This window comes from Sulfitobacter sp. D7 (assembly GCF_003611275.1).
Taxonomy (GTDB): domain Bacteria; phylum Pseudomonadota; class Alphaproteobacteria; order Rhodobacterales; family Rhodobacteraceae; genus Sulfitobacter; species Sulfitobacter profundi.
In genome coordinates this window covers 445,830-461,543 of the sequence record NZ_CP020694.1, presented here as the reverse complement: position 1 = coordinate 461,543, position 15,714 = coordinate 445,830, and the positions used below count along the sequence as shown (strand labels likewise).

At 63.1% G+C, this 15,714-nt stretch carries 13 protein-coding genes; 3 read left to right on the top strand and 10 right to left on the bottom strand.

The features are described 5' to 3' along the window. Positions 1-98 precede the first annotated feature (98 nt). From B5M07_RS02230 to B5M07_RS02215, 4 genes are read right to left on the bottom strand one after another with little or no spacing between them, the layout of a single operon-like run. Positions 99-1,028 (bottom strand): metal ABC transporter permease, encoded by a 930-nt coding sequence (locus B5M07_RS02230; RefSeq protein ID WP_120350045.1) that lies wholly within the window; start codon positions 1,026-1,028, stop codon positions 99-101. Then, the gene (locus B5M07_RS02225) at positions 1,025-2,230 is read right to left on the bottom strand and encodes a metal ABC transporter permease (protein ID WP_120350044.1); all 1,206 of its coding nucleotides are present in this window, start codon (positions 2,228-2,230) and stop codon (positions 1,025-1,027) included. The genes B5M07_RS02230 and B5M07_RS02225 overlap by 4 nt, the downstream gene beginning before the upstream one ends. Further along, entirely contained in the window at positions 2,227-3,021 is a 795-nt protein-coding gene (locus B5M07_RS02220; RefSeq protein WP_120350043.1) for a metal ABC transporter ATP-binding protein, read from the bottom strand. Before B5M07_RS02220 ends, B5M07_RS02225 begins: the two co-directional genes overlap by 4 nt. A gap of 3 nt (positions 3,022-3,024) precedes the next feature. Continuing rightward, positions 3,025-4,014 carry a metal ABC transporter solute-binding protein, Zn/Mn family gene (locus tag B5M07_RS02215; protein WP_120350042.1) on the bottom strand — a complete coding sequence of 330 codons (990 nt, stop codon included), beginning with the start codon at positions 4,012-4,014 and terminating at the stop codon, positions 3,025-3,027. 175 nt (positions 4,015-4,189) lie between these two features. Between B5M07_RS02215 and deoC the strand changes: the two genes are divergently transcribed. Beyond that, positions 4,190-5,203 carry a deoxyribose-phosphate aldolase gene (deoC, locus tag B5M07_RS02210; protein WP_120350041.1) on the top strand — a complete coding sequence of 338 codons (1,014 nt, stop codon included), beginning with the start codon at positions 4,190-4,192 and terminating at the stop codon, positions 5,201-5,203. Positions 5,204-5,247: 44 nt separating this feature from the next. After that, the gene (locus B5M07_RS02205) at positions 5,248-7,593 is read left to right on the top strand and encodes an aldehyde dehydrogenase family protein (RefSeq protein WP_120350040.1); all 2,346 of its coding nucleotides are present in this window, start codon (positions 5,248-5,250) and stop codon (positions 7,591-7,593) included. 55 nt (positions 7,594-7,648) lie between these two features. Here B5M07_RS02205 and B5M07_RS02200 read toward each other — a convergent pair whose 3' ends face one another. The 6 genes from B5M07_RS02200 to B5M07_RS02175 all read right to left on the bottom strand — a co-directional run bounded on the left by B5M07_RS02200 (position 7,649) and on the right by B5M07_RS02175 (position 14,799). Beyond that, the gene (locus tag B5M07_RS02200) at positions 7,649-8,971 is read right to left on the bottom strand and encodes a M16 family metallopeptidase (RefSeq protein WP_120350039.1); all 1,323 of its coding nucleotides are present in this window, start codon (positions 8,969-8,971) and stop codon (positions 7,649-7,651) included. Then, complete coding sequence (locus B5M07_RS02195) at positions 8,968-10,314, bottom strand: M16 family metallopeptidase (protein ID WP_254693947.1); 1,347 nt, start codon at positions 10,312-10,314, stop codon at positions 8,968-8,970. Before B5M07_RS02195 ends, B5M07_RS02200 begins: the two co-directional genes overlap by 4 nt. A 64-nt stretch (positions 10,315-10,378) precedes the next feature. After that, entirely contained in the window at positions 10,379-10,891 is a 513-nt protein-coding gene (locus tag B5M07_RS02190; protein ID WP_120350037.1) for a DUF3035 domain-containing protein, read from the bottom strand. Between the two features lie 52 nt (positions 10,892-10,943). After that, complete coding sequence (gene lspA / locus B5M07_RS02185) at positions 10,944-11,432, bottom strand: signal peptidase II (RefSeq protein ID WP_120350036.1); 489 nt, start codon at positions 11,430-11,432, stop codon at positions 10,944-10,946. A gap of 15 nt (positions 11,433-11,447) precedes the next feature. After that, the gene (purH, locus tag B5M07_RS02180; RefSeq protein WP_120350035.1) at positions 11,448-13,034 is read right to left on the bottom strand and encodes a bifunctional phosphoribosylaminoimidazolecarboxamide formyltransferase/IMP cyclohydrolase; all 1,587 of its coding nucleotides are present in this window, start codon (positions 13,032-13,034) and stop codon (positions 11,448-11,450) included. A gap of 16 nt (positions 13,035-13,050) precedes the next feature. Continuing rightward, the gene (locus B5M07_RS02175; RefSeq protein ID WP_205570892.1) at positions 13,051-14,799 is read right to left on the bottom strand and encodes a heparinase II/III family protein; all 1,749 of its coding nucleotides are present in this window, start codon (positions 14,797-14,799) and stop codon (positions 13,051-13,053) included. A 165-nt stretch (positions 14,800-14,964) separates the two neighbouring features. Here B5M07_RS02175 and B5M07_RS02170 point away from each other — a divergent pair, with 165 nt between their 5' ends. Beyond that, on the top strand, positions 14,965-15,714 hold the full coding sequence (locus B5M07_RS02170; protein ID WP_120350034.1) for a phosphate/phosphite/phosphonate ABC transporter substrate-binding protein: 750 nt from the start codon (positions 14,965-14,967) through the stop codon (positions 15,712-15,714).

The following is a 15,714-nucleotide window of genomic DNA, read 5'->3' as shown; positions in this document are numbered from 1 at the left end:
GTCTCCGGCGGAGCTTGCACCCTGTATAGACGCAGGACGAATCACAGGTCAAAGCAAAATCGAATCGGTTGCCCAGAAAACGAATCGTTGCGATTCGATTAAGCGGCGGGGGCAGCGGCGCCTCTTTGCCGATGCGGCCCCATAAGTGCCGCAAACCCAAGGATAACACCCGAAACCGTGGCGATCATCCCCGCCGCTGACACCGAATCCCGCATGCCGATCCAAAGCGGCCCGTATCCGGCAAACACATAGCCCAGCACAGCGGCCAAAGTGGCAAAAAGGACCGACCACGCAATCTGAAACTCCAATCGGTTGGTCATCATCCGCGCGGCGGCGGGGGGGCAGATGAACATGGCGATGACAATGATACTGCCCACCGCGTCAAAGGCCGCCACAGCGGCAATCGCCGCAACGATGACCAGACCAAGCCCCAGTGGCCCGGTCTTCATGCCGATGGTACGAGCAAATCCTTCGTCGAAGGTGCTGATTTTCAAGGGCCGCCAGAAGATCGCCGTGAAAAGTGCCGCAAAAAGCAGCGTCACCGCCATACGCGGCAGTTCCACCGGGATGGTCGCCAGCGCTTCGGGGTCAAGCAAAGAGCCCCAGCCAGTTGCATCTAACCAAATCAGGCTTTCAAGGTTGCCATAAAGCGCATGTTCCACGTCGAGATGCACATTGCTGGTGTCCGATTGCTCAAGCAACAACACCCCGCCCGCGAACATCGCGGTAAAGACCACGCCCATCGCCGCACCGGATTCGATCTTGCCCAAGCGGCGCACGCCTTCGATGACCAGCACGGCGACCAACGCCGCCCCCGCAGCGCCCAGTAGCATCGGCCAGGTGCTGACCACGCCGGTCAGCAGAAACGCCACCACGATCCCCGGCAACACCACATGGCTGATCGCATCTCCGATCAGCGCTTGGCGGCGCAGGACGAGGAAATTCCCCGGCAGGGCACAGGCCACGGCGACGAAGATGCCGGTCAGCATCGGCACCAACGACAGGGGCACAAATTCAGAACCGTTCATGCCATCACCCCGCCGCGCATGTCGATGCGGCTGTCAATTTCGCGGATTTGGTCGGCGGTCAGCACCGTCTCGATGGGGGTCAGACCGTCATATTGCTGGGCCGCCGCCTCGTAAGCTGGATCGCGGCGGATCAACTGCCAGCGGGTTTCGTCCCGCAGCGCCTTGGCGGCGCGGCCCCGGCCCGCTTTGGTGGCGACCCCATCGGGCAGCGCATAGCCTTCGGCACGCAGCAGGCGCAGGGTCAGTTGTTCGTAGATCGGTTGTCCATGGGCAAGCGCCAGCAGCCCCTGTCGCAGATGCACCCGGCGCTGATACCGGCGGTGGCGCAGCAGAGCCGAAAGCGCGCCGCGCCCCGGTGCCAACAGCAGCGACAGCGCAAAGAGCGCAAAGCCCACCAGCACAATGATCGGCCCCGTCGGCAGGTTCGGCTGGGCCGCAGACAGCGCTGCGCCGACATAGGCCGCGATACCGCCAAGCGCACCGGAGATCAGCACCACGTGATCGGTGCGCTCGCTCCAAAACCGGGCGGTGACGGGCGGGATGATCAAGAGCGCGACAATCAGGATCAGCCCAACGATTTTAAGGCCCACCACGGTCACCGCCAGCACCAGCCCCATCATCGCCAGATCCGTGCGCGGGACGTTCTGGCCGATGGCGGTGCCATATTCAGGATCGAACGAGGCGAGCGTCAGCGGACGCCGAAGCAGCAGCACCAGCGCCAGCGTCAGCGCCGCGGCCACCGCAATGATCAGAGCGTCGTTGCGCAGCATCCCGGCGGTGGACCCCAGAAGGAAATCCTCCAGCCCTGCTTGTCGTCCGGCGCTCATGGTTTGGATCACCGTGAGTAAGACGATGCCAAGCCCAAAGAAAACCGACAGGACCGAGCCAATCGCCGCATCTTCGGCCAGACGTGTGCGGTTGCTGAGCCATGAGACCAAAAGCAGCCCCGCCGCCGCAGACAAGGCCGCGCCTAGCAGCAGGCCGATCAGGTTGCGGCCGTCCCCGCCAAACGCGACCATCACCATGAAAGCCAGCGCCACACCGGGCAGCGTCGCATGGGAAATCGCGTCGCTGACCAGCGCCCGTTTGCGCAGGAATAGAAAGGTGCCGCCAACGCCCGCAGCCATGCCCAGCAGCGTCGCCCCAAGTGTTACCAGCGTGGCGTTATAGCCCAGTTGCAGCGTCAGCGCGTCCCAGATCATGACAGTTGCAACGCTTCCATCTGCGCGCCGGCCAAGCGCCCACCATAGGCGTCTTGCAGGTGGTTGGCTTGGAATACCTCTTCGACGCTGCCTTCTGCGACGCGGTGGGTATTGATCAAGAACACATTGTCGAAATATTCGGCCACGGTCGACAGGTCATGGTGCACGGCCACAACCGTTTTACCTGCGTCCCGCAGGGATTTCAGCACGGCGATGATCGCCTTCTCTGTCGCCGCATCGACCCCGGCAAAGGGTTCGTCCAACAAGTAGAGGTCCGCCTCTTGCGCCAAGGCACGGGCAAGAAACACCCGCTGTTGCTGGCCGCCCGACAGCTGGCCGATCTGACGGGTGGCGAAATCTTCCATGCCGACGCGGGCCAGACAATCGGTGGCGCGGGCGCGGTGCACAGGGCGGATGCGGCCCAGCAGGCCCAGTTGCGGATAGAGCCCCATCAGCACCACGTCGATCACGCGGGTCGGGAAATCCCAATCCACGCTGGCGCGCTGCGGCACATAGGCGATGCGGTGGCGTTGTTCGGCCACCGGCTTGCCATAGACGGTGGCGGTGCCCGCCAGCGGGGTCAGAATGCCCAAAGCAGCCTTGAGCAAAGTCGACTTGCCCGCGCCATTCGGGCCGATGATCGCGGTCATCTTGCCCGGCGCAACGGTCATATCGACCGAAAAAACCGCAGGTTTCTGCCCGTAGGAGACGGTCATGCCGCGCACGGCGAGCGGGCTGTCGGCACGCGATGTCAGCGCGGTCTCACGACTGCTGGCGAGTTCAAGTGTCATGGATCAGCTTCCCTGTGCCAGCTTGCCGGTCATCCCGCCCGCAGCCACCGGCGCGCCGAGCGCGCGGGCGATGGTGGTGACATTGTGATCGATCATACCGATATAAGTGCCCTCATAGCTGCCCGGTTCCCCCATGGCGTCGCTATAGAGCGATCCGCCGATCACGACCTCATGACCGCGCGCCGCAGCGCCTTCGACCAGCGCGCGCATGTTGCGGTCGGAAACCGACGTTTCGACAAAGACGGCACCGATTTCGCGGTCGACCAGTTCATCGACCAACCCAGAGATACGGTTCAGCCCGGCCTCGCTGTTGGTCGAGATGCCCTGAATACCAATCACCTCGAACCCAAAGGCGCGCCCGAAATAGCTGAAAGCGTCATGGGCCGTGACCAGCACGCGCTGGCTTTCTGGCACCTGTGCCACGGTCTCGGCGGCATAGGTGGCCAATTGTTCCAGCTCGGCGCGGTAGGTGGCCGCGTTCTGGGCGAAAGTCTCGGCTCCTGCGGGATGGGCCTCGGTCAGGGCGCGGGTCACCTCATCAACCACGGCGATCCAAGTTTTCGGGTCCATCCAGACGTGGGGGTCATAGCGCCCCTCGTAATCCGGGTGGCTGAGCAGATCATCCTTGGGTAGCGCATCGGCCACGGCAACCACGGCTCGCTTGCGGCCCAGATCTTCGAAAAACCGTTCCATCTGCGCCTCAAGGTAGAGACCATGCCAGAGCACCAGATCGGCCCGGGTCAGCGCCACGATGTCACTGCGGGTCTGGCGGTAGCTGTGCGGATCGACCCCTGAGCCCATCAGCGAGCGGACCTCGACCAAGTCGCCCCCCACGCGGCGGGCGGCGTCGGCAATCATACCTGTCGTGGCGACAACGTTAAGCTTTTGCGCAGCAAAGGCGGCGGGCGCAGCCCCCAGAAGGGCAAAGGCGCTCATACCACCGATCAGAGCGGAGCGGCGGGACGGGCGAAAAGGGTCAGATGCATGTTTCATGGGTTATTAATGAGAACGATTCTCATGTAAGTCAACAGTTGCGAATGGTTCTCATTAACAATTGCGGCATTTTGCCTGTTTTTCAGGCATTCCCTTCGTGACGCGGGGTTAGCGTCGCTTGCCTTGCCCCGGGCCCCATGTCATTTTGCGCGCCTGACCAAACCGGAGAGACCCGATGGCCACCCAGACGACCCCGCAGGAAAGCACGACGGAAACCGGCGCGACCGGGCATCTGCCGCAGGTGACCGAACAGCGTGTCGAGCCTATGCCGCTTGATATGGATTGGCTGCGCTCTATGCAGGCGAACACCTCAGCGATCGAGCGCCGCGCCGCCGCCCTGCCCGCCCGCCGTTCGCTGAAAAAAGCACATCAGGCCGCGTGGCTGCTGCGCGCCGTGACCTGTATCGACCTGACGACCCTCTCGGGCGACGATACCGCGCGCCGGGTTGAGCGGCTCTGCGCCAAGGCGCGCCAACCGATTGCGCCCGATCTGCTTGATGCCCTTGGCATGGCCCCGATCACCACCGGTGCGGTCTGTGTGTACCACGAGATGATCCCCGCCGCGCGCAAGGCGCTGGAAGGGACCAATATCCCGATCGCTGCCGTCTCCACCGGTTTCCCGGCGGGCCTGTCGCCGCTGGAACTGCGGATCCGCGAGATCGAGATGAGTGTGGAAGAAGGGGCGACAGAGATCGACATCGTGATCTCGCGCCGCCATGTGCTTTCGGGCGACTGGCAGGCGCTTTATGATGAGATGCGCGCCTTCCGCGAGGCCTGTGGCGAGGCCCATGTGAAAGCGATCCTTGCGACGGGCGAATTGGGATCGCTGCGCAATGTGGCGCGTGCGTCGCTGGTCTGCATGATGGCCGGGGCCGATTTCATTAAGACGTCGACAGGTAAGGAGAGCGTTAATGCCACCCTGCCCGTCAGCCTCGTGATGATCCGGGCAATCCGTGAGTATTATGAGCGCACCGGGGTGCGGGTGGGCTACAAACCTGCGGGCGGTATTTCCAAGGCCAAGGATGCGATCACCTATCTGGCCTTGATGAAGGAAGAGCTGGGCGACCGTTGGTTGCAGCCTGATCTCTTCCGCTTCGGCGCGTCCTCGCTCTTGGGCGATATCGAGCGGCAGTTGGAACATCATGTGACCGGCAACTATTCGGCGGCTTACCGCCACGCGACCTCCTGAGCCTGTTGCAGGCTGCGGGACGGTATTTGGAAAAGGATGAAGGCATGAGCGTGTCCGAGATTTTTGAGAGCATGGAATACGGGCCAGCCCCGGAATCGGCGGCAGATGCGCTGGCTTGGATCGTGGATCAAGGCGGGCGTTTTGGTCATTTCATTGATGGGGCGTTCACCTCGCCGGGGGCAGGTTTCGACAGCACCAACCCGGCGACGGGAGAGGCTCTGGCCAGCCTGACGCAGGCGACACAGGGCGATGTGGATAGTGCGGTAAAAGCCGCGCGCAAGGCGCAGCCGAAGTGGGAGAAGCTGGGCGGCCATGGCCGGGCGCGGCAAATCTATGCGCTGGCGCGGTTGCTGCAGAAACACGCGCGGCTCTTTGCCGTGCTGGAGGTATTGGACAACGGCAAGCCGATCCGTGAGGCGCGTGATATCGATGTGCCTTTGGCGCAGCGGCATTTCTATTACCACGCCGGCATGGCGCAACTGATGGAGAGTGAGCTGCCCGATGCGCAGGCGCTTGGGGTGTGTGGACAGATCATTCCGTGGAACTTCCCGCTGCTGATGCTGGCGTGGAAAATCGCGCCTGCGCTGGCGATGGGCAACACGGTGGTGTTGAAGCCTGCGGAGTATACTTCGCTGACGGCGCTGCTTTTTGCTGACATTTGCCGTCAGGCTGGATTGCCGAAGGGTGTGGTTAACATTGTCACCGGTGATGGCGCTGTGGGCGAGATGATTGTTACCCATGAGGATATCGACAAGATCGCCTTTACCGGCTCCACCGCCGTGGGGCGCCGCATTCGTGAGGCGACGGCAGGCTCGGGCAAGGCGCTGACTTTGGAGTTGGGCGGCAAGTCGCCTTACATCGTGTTTGATGACGCCGATCTGGATAGCGCGGTCGAAGGGCTGGTTGACGCGATTTGGTTCAATCAGGGGCAGGTCTGCTGTGCAGGCTCGCGGTTGTTGGTGCATGAGCCTGTTGCGGATCGCTTCTATGCCAAGCTGCGCACGCGGATGGAGAAGCTGCGTATCGGTGATCCGCTGGACAAGAGCATTGACGTGGGCGCGCTGGTGGACCCGGTGCAATACAAGCGCGTGAGCGAGATGGTGGAGGCAAACACCGCGGGCGAGCGTTTTGTTACGCCGGGCGACATGCCTGAGCAGGGATGTTTCTATCCGCCGACGCTGATCACCGGGCTGAACCCGGCCGATACGCTGATGCAGGAAGAGATTTTCGGGCCGGTGTTGGTCTCGACCACTTTCCGTACGCCTGGCGAGGCGGTGCAGCTTGCTAATAACACGCGCTATGGGCTGGCGGCGACGGTCTGGACCGATAATGTGAACCTCGCCCTTGATATTGCGCCACAGTTGGAGACCGGGATCGTTTGGGTCAACGGCACCAATATGATGGATGCGGCGGCCGGGTTTGGCGGCAAGCGCGAGAGTGGCTTTGGCCGTGAGGGCGGCTGGGAAGGTCTGGCGGGCTATACGAAGCCGAAGACCGCTCAGAAGCCGTTGAAAGAGATCGAAGCATTCAGCGGTGAAGGTGGCCCGGAAGACGGGATCGACCGCACCGCAAAGCTTTATATCGGGGGCAAGCAAGCGCGGCCCGATGGGGGATATTCCGCGCCGGTCTGGGGCAAGTCTGGTGGGCTGTTGGGCCATGTGAGCCTTGCCAGTCGCAAGGATGTCCGCAACGCGGTTGAAGCAGCGCATGCGGCGAAGGGGTGGTCGAAAACCACCGGCCATCTGCGGGCGCAGATCCTCTACTACATTGCCGAAAACCTCTCGGCGCGGGGCGATGAATTCGCCGCGCGGCTGGATGCGATGCAAGGGACAAAGAATGGTCGCAAAGAGGTCGATGCCGCTATTGACCGGCTGTTCACCTATGCCGCCTGGGCCGACAAATACGATGGTCAGGTTCACGGCGTGCCGATCCGGGGCGTGGCCTTGGCGATGAAGGAACCTGTGGGCGTGATCGGGGCACTTTGCCCGGCAGAGGCACCGCTTTTGGGCCTGATCTCTTGCATGGCGCCCGCTATTGCCATGGGCAACCGCGTGATCCTTTCGGCGAGCGAACCCTTCCCGCTGGCGGCGACCGATTTCGTGCAGGTTTTGGAGACTTCCGACGTGCCTGCGGGTGTGGTGAATATCCTGACCGGGTCGCAGGCCGATCTGGCCGACCCGATGGCGCGGCATATGGACATTGATGCCGTATGGAGCTTTGGCGCGGCGGAACTCTCGGCCGTGGTTGAGAAAGGGGCGGCGAGCAATATCAAGCGTACCTGGGTAAACCACGGTATGGCGCGCGATTGGTTCGGGACCGATGGCACGGGGCGCGAATTCCTGCAAGCCGCGACAGAGGTTAAGAATATCTGGGTGCCTTACGGCGAATAAGCCCTGTCACCAGAGACAAGTTGAAAGCGCCGCCCCCGTGGGAGCGGCGCTTTTTTCATTCTTGTGGTGGGGTAGAAGCCTCAAGCCCTTCAGGTTGGCCAACCACCACGAAATGCAGGTTTTCGGGGTCCAGCAAATCCGCCGCGACGCGCTTGACGTCGTCCAGCGTGACCGCTTCGACCTTGTCGTTGCGGGTCGCGATATAGTCGGTCGGCAGGCCGAGCATCTGCATCCCGACGAGGATATTGGCAATCGGGCTGTTGCCGTCAAACCGCAGCGGATAGGCGCCGGTGATATAGGTCTTGGCGGCCTCCAGTTCCTCTTGGGTGATGCCTTCGGTCGCGGCTTTGGCCCATTCGGCGCGGATCACCTCAATAGCCTCACCGATGCGGTCGTTGGCTGAACTGACGGAGCCGAGGTAGGTCTCAGCCAGATCGCGCGGGGCGAGGTAGGAATAGACGCCATAGGTCAGACCGCGCTTCTCACGTACCTCGGTCATCAGGCGGGATTCGAAACCGCCACCGCCGAGGACATGGTTCAGCACCGTTGCCGTGAACCAATCGGGATCATCCTGCGCGAGGCCGGGCTGGCCGAAGATCGCAACGGATTGCGGTGTGGCGAAATCGACCACTGTCGTGCCCGCGGGGATATCAACATCTGCAGTCGGGGGCATCGGCGCGCCCTTGGCGGGCAGATCGCCCAACAGCGTATCGAGCAACTCGCCCAGTTCTTCGGGGGTGATGTCGCCTACCGCGCCGACATAGATGCGATCACGGGCCAGCACGGCCTTATGCGCCCCAATCAGGTCCTCGCGGGTCAACCCGGCCACCGTCTCAAGCGTGCCGTTCAGCGAACTGCCGTAGGGGTGGTCGCCGAACGCGATCTTGTCGAAGGTCTGGCGGGCGATGTCGTTCGGGTCTTTCTGGTTCGACTGGATGTTCGAGATCACCTGACCGCGCACCCGCTCTACCGCGTCTTCGTCAAAACGCGGCTCTAACAATGCGGCGCGCAGAAGCTCGATGGAGGCTTCGCGATTTTCGGTCAGGAAACGGGCCGAGACGGAAAGCGAATCGTCCGACACGTCAAAGCTGAGGTTGGTTGCCAGCGCTTCGGTCTCGCGGCTAAAGGCGCGCGCGTCCATGTCGCCTGCGCCCTCTTCCAACAGGCCGGTCATCAGGTTGATCGCGCCGCGTTTGCCGGGGGCGTCCAGTGAAGCGCCGCCCCGGAAACGGATTTCCAAGGCAACAAAGGGGATCGAATGTTCTTCGACCAGCCAAGCGTCGATACCGCCGGGGCTGGTAACGGGCTGGATGTCGACTTCGGCACGGGCGGGGAGTGCGGCGAAAACCGTTAGGATCAGGGCGTAGAACAGTTTCATTGCGCGTCCTCCTTCATCAGCCAACCGGTGACCGATGCGCGTTTGTCGAACAGGGTGCGGGCCGCCTGCATGATGTCATCTGCGGTGACGGCTTGCAGCACGTCGGGCCAGTCTTGCACGTCTTCGACGGTCAGGCCGATGGCAAGGGCCGAGCCGTAGCGATTTGCAACGCGATCTGCATCGTCGCGGGCGTAAATCTGATCGGCGCGCAACTGTGATTTAAGGCGCTCAAGGTGTTCTGGGTCCACCCCGGCTTCCATGAACTGCACCAATACCTCGTCCAGCGCCTCTTCGGCCTGTTGAAGACTGACACCCGGCACGGGCAGCACGACGACGTCAAAGGTTGTGTCGTCCAGCGTATCGGCTTTGTAGAAGGCGCCGGTGTAATTGGCGATCTGTTCGTCGAATTGCAGCTTTTCAGCGAGGTAGGAGGTCGTGCCGCCGCCCAGCAATTCGCTGAGAAGAAAGAGCGCCGCCGCCTCTTCCTGCGCACCGCTGTCACGCTCTTGGGCAAGGTAGGAGCGGCGCACATAGGGCTGCGCCACGCGGGCGTCTTTGTAGATCAAACGGCGCTCGGCAATCTGCGGCGGCTCCTCGGTGCGCAGACGCTCTGGCAGGTCAGGGTTGGCGGGGATTTGGCCATAGGTGGCTTCGGCCAGTTCGCGCACGTCCTCTGGCGTCACATCGCCGGAGACGACGAGGATGGCGTTGTTGGGCGAATAGTAGAGCTCATAGAACGACAGCGCATCTTCAAGGTCCAACTCCTCCATCTCATGTTTCCATCCGATGATCGGCACGCCGTAGCGGTGGTTGAGAAATTGCGCGGCGTTGAGTTGTTCGCTGAAGAGGGCGGCGGGGTTGTTCTCGGTCCGCTGATTGCGCTCTTCCAAGATCACATCGCGTTCGGTTTCGATGTTTTCGGGGGTCAGTCGGATGTTCTTCATCCGGTCAGCCTCCATTTCCATCATCAGGCCGAGGCGGTCGGCGGCGACGCGCTGGAAATAGGCGGTGTAATCGTAGCTGGTAAAGGCATTGTCGCGCCCGCCGTTGGCCGCGACGGTGGCCGAAAACTCGCCCGACTCCAGCTTATCGGTGGCTTTGAACAGCAGGTGTTCAAGAAAATGCGCCACGCCGGATGACCCTTTGGGCTCATCCGCAGAGCCCGCGCGGTACCAGACCATCTGCTGCACGACCGGGGCGCGGTGATCTTCGACGACCACAACCTCCATGCCGTTATCGAGGGTGAAATGGGTTACCGCCTCATTCTCGTTATCGCGCGCCTGCGCGGAGGGGGCTGTGAAGAGCGTCGCCACCAGGGCCGCCATCATCGGCAGTCGGATCATTGCTTACCTCGAAATATATCGCCTCCCGCATTACCTACGCGGTCTGGCGCTACTTTCAAGAAGCCTAGCGAAAACGTGTGTCTTGCGGAGGGTAAGACGGCGTGCGCCCGCCCGCATTGCGCCAGCGTTCCGCCTCAGTATGGGCGTCAAGGGTTTGGCGCTTATAGGCTTGGCTGTAGCGGTCCACCGGCACGATGCGGAACTGGGTGAAGCGCCCTCTGCCCTTGCGGAACTCCGCATCAGACTGGGCCAAGTCGGCCCGAATACCGGGCTGTACACCCATCCGGCCTGCGTGCTGCACCAGTGCGGCGTCCCCTGCGGGGATGGCGGTAGAAGTGTCCAAACGTCCGCCAAATGCGGCCACACCTTCGGCCACCGCCGACCGATCTGTCAGGTTCGCCTGCCCCGGCGCGGGGGCGGGCAGCGCGTTCAGATTGTCGGGCCGCTCCAATGGCTTGACCGGCTGGATCAGGAATTCATCCGGCCCATCAGAAACAGGCTGCAAATCGCGAAGGCCCTGATTGCTGCAGGCGGCGAGGGCCAGCGGGATCAAGCTGATGAGGGCAATGCGACGCATGGTGTCTCCTTTCGGGGTCTGCTTGTTCAATATCGCAGGCAAGCGGGCAATGTCACTGACCTTTTTTGCCCCGGCGCTTGGGCGCGCTTTTTGGCTCTCCGGTAAAGAGGATCAGCCCCAAGGCACCTGCGAAGATAAAGACATCCGCCAAGTTGTAGACGAAAGGGTTGTTGATGCCACAGCAAGAGTTGTTCAGGAAATCCAGCACATAGCCATAGATCAGCCGGTCCGCCACATTCGCCAGCGCCCCGCCGACCAACAGGCCGCCGCTCAGCTGTGCCCACCGCCCATGCGGGCTGCGCCAGAGCCACAGAGTGACGCCCGCGCAGATCACCAGCGCCACCACGACCAGCACCCATTGGCTCATGTCACCCCCGAGGCCAAAGTTGATGCCCCGGTTTTCGCCATAGCGGAAATTCAGCACCGGAGGCAGCACTTCGATGGAGCGGATACGTGCCAGTTCCATCATGTGAATGACCACATATTTGCTGATCTGGTCGATGAGAAAGGCCACGAAGGCCGCGATGCCGAATGTCCGCATAGTGCTGCCCTTCGCTTAGTGCCGGAAGTGGCGCATGTTGGTGAAGACCATGGCAAGGCCCGCTTCATCCGCTGCGGCGATCACCTCGTCGTCGCGCATGGAGCCGCCGGGCTGGATCAGTGCCGTGGCACCAGCTTCTGCCGCTGTGATCAGACCGTCGGCGAAGGGGAAGAACGCATCGGATGCCACGACCGAGCCCTGGGTCAGGGGTGCGTCGATGTCCATCACCTCGGCCATGTCTTGGGCCTTGCGCGCGGCGATGCGGGTGCTGTCCACCCGGCTCATCTGGCCTGCGCCGACGCCGACGGTGGCACCGTCTTTGACATAGATGATGGCGTTGGATTTGACGTGTTTCGCCACGGTCCAAGCAAACAGCATGTCGTCGAGTTCTTGATCCGACGGCTTGCGCTTGGTCACCACTTTCAGATCGTCGCGGCTAACCCGGCCCACGTCTTTGTCTTGCACCAGAAACCCGCCGGAGACTTGGCGCACGGCCAGTGCCGCGCTTGCCGGATCGGCCAGACCTTCGGTGGTCAGCAGACGCAGGTTCTTCTTGGCGGCAAAGATGCGTTTGGCATCCTCATCCGCGCCGGGGGCGATGACGACTTCAGTAAAGATCGCAGCAATGGCTTCGGCAGTCGGGCCGTCGAGCGGCTGGTTCAGCGCGATGATGCCACCAAAGGCCGAGGTACGGTCACAGTCAAAGGCGCGTTTGTAGGCGTCGAGCATCGTCTCACCCCGTGCCACGCCGCAGGGGTTGGCGTGTTTGATGATCGCGCAGGCGGGGCCGTCTTTAGGGTCAAATTCGCTGACCAGCGCAAAGGCGGCGTCGGTGTCGTTGATGTTGTTGTAGGACAGTTCCTTGCCCTGATGCTGCACGGCGTTCGCCAGACCGGGGGCGGTGGAGCCATCGGTGTAGAAAGCCGCCTGCTGGTGCGGGTTCTCACCATAGCGCAGGGTTTGCGCCAGCGTGCCGCCAAAGGTCCGGCGGCGCGGGGTGCCTGCGACCTGCTCGGCCATCCATGTGCTGACAGCGGTGTCATAGGCCGCGGTGCGGGCATAGGCGGTTTGGGCCAAGCGCTGGCGCAGGGCATAGGTGGTCTGGCCGTCGTTGGCCTCCATCTCAGCGATGACTTCGGCGTAGTCCTCAACATCGACCACGACATTGACGAAGCCGTGGTTCTTGGCCGCCGAACGGATCATCGCCGGGCCGCCGATGTCGATGTTCTCGATCACCTCGCCGTATTCCGCGCCCTTGGCGACGGTTTCCTCAAACGGATAAAGGTTCACCACCACCAGATCGATCGCGCCGATGTTATGTTCGGTCATCGCGCCGACGTGCTCATCGTTGTCGCGCAGGGCCAGCAGACCGCCGTGGACCACCGGGTGCAGCGTTTTCACGCGCCCGTCCATCATCTCGGGAAAGCCCGTCACATCGGCCACATCCAGCACCTCAAGCCCCGCCTCGCGCAGCGCTTTAGCGGTGCCGCCAGTGCTGAGCAACTCAACGCCCCGCGCAGCCAGCGCGCGGCCAAGGTCCAAAAGACCGGTCTTGTCGGATACGGAAAGAAGCGCGCGTTTGATGGGATAGAGGTCGGGCATGGGGCTGGTTCCTTGGTCAGTCTTCATCAGCATAGGGATCGTCGATCGACAAATCTCGCACGCCAATCGCAGTTTCCTGCGCTTTTGACAACGACCAGCGCACCCGCGTGGCATAGTTCATGGCATATCCGGTCAGCACGATCTGCTGCGCAGCACGTGGCTTCAGCCGGGTCGTCTCAAGGTAAACCCCCGGTTCCAAAGACAGATTATGCGTACCGTCATGGCGAAACACCCAAATTTCACCGCTTTTCAGCGCCATGGATATTGCAGCCCCGCCAAGGTCGACCGTGGCATCGACATCCGGATGCAGGTGAAAACGGATGTCGAAAGGCACGCCCTTCAGTTGCGTGGCGCTCAACACCTTATCAAAGCGCCGCTTCTCTGCCCCCTCTATCGCCAGCAGCATATCCTCCCCCGTCAGCCCGCGCCCGTCCGAGGTGAGTTCGAGCCGCCGCGCATGGGTCAGCCCGTGGCTGCGCAGATAGGCGTCATGGCCGCCCTCAAAACGCAGCCCATCCGCCGCCTCTCCGATCTCCACTGGCACTTGGCGCGGACCCGCGATGAGCGCCTCTGTCCCGCTGTGGGGGTCGGGCTCCGCCAGGCGGGCGCTGGAATGGCCGACAAGCGACAGGGCCGAATGCGACGGCGTGGCCCGCCCCGCCCGCCGCCATTCCAGCCCGAAAGACGCGCCTGAGCCGCAGTTCACCACCAAGGGCCGCCGCCCCGAGGTCAGCTCGAACGCCAGTGTCGAGGCATGGGCATTGCCCGACGCCGCGCCGCCCGGCGGAGCCGCCGCATCGACGATCACGCTGGTGCGCCCTGCCGACAGCCTTGCATAGCCCATGGCCAGCCCATCAGGCTGCCGCGTCTTGACCTTGGCCGCCGCCAGCGCGTGGTCCAGCCAGCCCTCCATACCGCGCCCGCCGCCATGAAACCGCGCCAAGGCGCCATCGGCATGACGCAGGCTGCGCAGGGTCGGCGCGATACGCTCAATCGCGGTAAGGTGCTCTTTGGGCGTGCTGCGGCCTGCATCGCTGAGCGCCGCTGCGGCCCATGTAAGCAGGGTAAAAACGGCGAGCAGTTCTTCGGGGTTTCGGGTCGGCAGACCGCCCTCGGCGTCGATCTGGCTGGCACATTCGCGTGCTAATGCCTTGATGGCGGGATCGGCCAGTTCCTCTAGCCCCTCCAGCGACAGGCCCGCGTAAATCAACCCGGTCAGCGCTTCGAAACGCGGCAGGCCCGGCGCAGAGGCGCGCCAGCGTTTTGACAGGAAACGGGTCTGCTGTTCGAGGGACCGGTAGAAGGCATCGCTCTGCGCGGTGTCCGTCCCGCGCAGCATGAAAAGTGCGTGGTTGATCCAGCGGATCAGCCGCCGACCGGTCAGCGCCGGGGTCCAGCCCGGCCCCTGCCCGCGCCCGAAACGGTCGATCCAGCCCCAAAGCCAATCCTGCGCTGACGCCCGCGCCCGTGCATCCCCCACGGCGGCAAGATCATCCAGCCATGCAAAACCGTGCAGTTCCGCCGCAAAGGCAGGGTCAGGCGGGGTCAGATCCCACATCGCGGTCTGCGGCGCGGTCAGCAGGCTGCCGGCAAAAAGGTAATTGCCCGCCATCAACTGCCGCCCCCGCGCGAAAGAGCCGATGGTGCGCGGCTCGGGCGACGCGGTGAAACCCGCCACCCGCCCCCGGCCCCGGGTCGCACGCCAAGCGTGCCAGCGGTTCAAAAACCGCACCCTTCGGGCCATGACGCTGGAAAGATTAATCATATCAAGCTGCCCCTGACGCTCTGATGGCGTTTGGCGGCAGCATAACCGCGGCCCTGCAATGAGTCACCGGATTTTCCCCGCGCGCCGGGGGATCGGCGGGGAACGGACGGTTGCCAGCCCGCAGGGGTGCCGCCTAAACAAGGGCACCGCAACCGGAGCGCACCGATGATCGCCAGCCTGATGATGTACCTACGGCCAGAAACCGCCGCGGCCACGGCCCGCTACTGGGCGTTGATCCGCGACGGGCTGCGCGCGCGAGGCGTTGTGGCCCCGGAAGAGTTGGACAATGCGCGAGAGGAATTCGCGGTCGGGAAAGCCCGCGACCTGACCCTTTCGCAAACCTGCGGGATGCCCTACCGCCTGTGGCTGCACGACCATGTTACGCTGATCGGGACACCAGACTTTGCCGTTGAGGGCTGCCCGCAGGGCTATTACAACAGCGTCTTCGTGGTCCGCGCCAATGATCCCCGTGAAACAATTTCCGACTTTCGCGCGGCGCGGTTCACCTACAACCAGACGTTTTCGCAGTCAGGCTACGCCGCCGCCTACGCGCATTGCAGCGCAGAGGGTTTCTGGTTTGCAGATCGCAGTCAAAGCCACGGGCACCGGAACTCCGCCAAAACCGTGGCCGAGGGGCGGGCGGATATTGCGGCGCTGGACGGGGTGTCGTGGCGGCTGATCCAGCGGTATGACGCTTTCGCGGGTGGCTTGCGGGTGCTGGAAACCACGACGCCGACGCCCGGCCTGCCCTATATCGCGGCGGCAGATACCGATCGCGAAGCCACATTTGCAGCGGTCCTCGATGCCATCGCCGGGCTTACGCCCGAGGATGCCGCGACGCTGGGCCTGCGCGGCCTGGTCGAGATACCGAAATCCGCATACCTCGCTGTGCCCTCCCCACCCGACGGGGCGTGA

What these genes read in the sequence shown, in the direction of transcription:
- B5M07_RS02200 (WP_120350039.1), bottom strand. Translation starts at nt 8,971, where the DNA reads ATGAAACTGTTCTACGCCCTGATCCTAACGGTTTTCGCCGCACTCCCC.
- B5M07_RS02230 (WP_120350045.1), bottom strand. Translation starts at nt 1,028, where the DNA reads ATGAACGGTTCTGAATTTGTGCCCCTGTCGTTGGTGCCGATGCTGACC.
- B5M07_RS02175 (WP_205570892.1), bottom strand. Translation starts at nt 14,799, where the DNA reads ATGATTAATCTTTCCAGCGTCATGGCCCGAAGGGTGCGGTTTTTGAAC.
- B5M07_RS02215 (WP_120350042.1), bottom strand. Translation starts at nt 4,014, where the DNA reads ATGAAACATGCATCTGACCCTTTTCGCCCGTCCCGCCGCTCCGCTCTG.
- B5M07_RS02205 (WP_120350040.1), top strand. Translation starts at nt 5,248, where the DNA reads ATGAGCGTGTCCGAGATTTTTGAGAGCATGGAATACGGGCCAGCCCCG.
- B5M07_RS02195 (WP_254693947.1), bottom strand. Translation starts at nt 10,314, where the DNA reads ATGATCCGACTGCCGATGATGGCGGCCCTGGTGGCGACGCTCTTCACA.
- B5M07_RS02170 (WP_120350034.1), top strand. Translation starts at nt 14,965, where the DNA reads ATGATCGCCAGCCTGATGATGTACCTACGGCCAGAAACCGCCGCGGCC.
- lspA (WP_120350036.1), bottom strand. Translation starts at nt 11,432, where the DNA reads ATGCGGACATTCGGCATCGCGGCCTTCGTGGCCTTTCTCATCGACCAG.
- deoC (WP_120350041.1), top strand. Translation starts at nt 4,190, where the DNA reads ATGGCCACCCAGACGACCCCGCAGGAAAGCACGACGGAAACCGGCGCG.
- B5M07_RS02190 (WP_120350037.1), bottom strand. Translation starts at nt 10,891, where the DNA reads ATGCGTCGCATTGCCCTCATCAGCTTGATCCCGCTGGCCCTCGCCGCC.
- purH (WP_120350035.1), bottom strand. Translation starts at nt 13,034, where the DNA reads ATGCCCGACCTCTATCCCATCAAACGCGCGCTTCTTTCCGTATCCGAC.
- B5M07_RS02225 (WP_120350044.1), bottom strand. Translation starts at nt 2,230, where the DNA reads ATGATCTGGGACGCGCTGACGCTGCAACTGGGCTATAACGCCACGCTG.
- B5M07_RS02220 (WP_120350043.1), bottom strand. Translation starts at nt 3,021, where the DNA reads ATGACACTTGAACTCGCCAGCAGTCGTGAGACCGCGCTGACATCGCGT.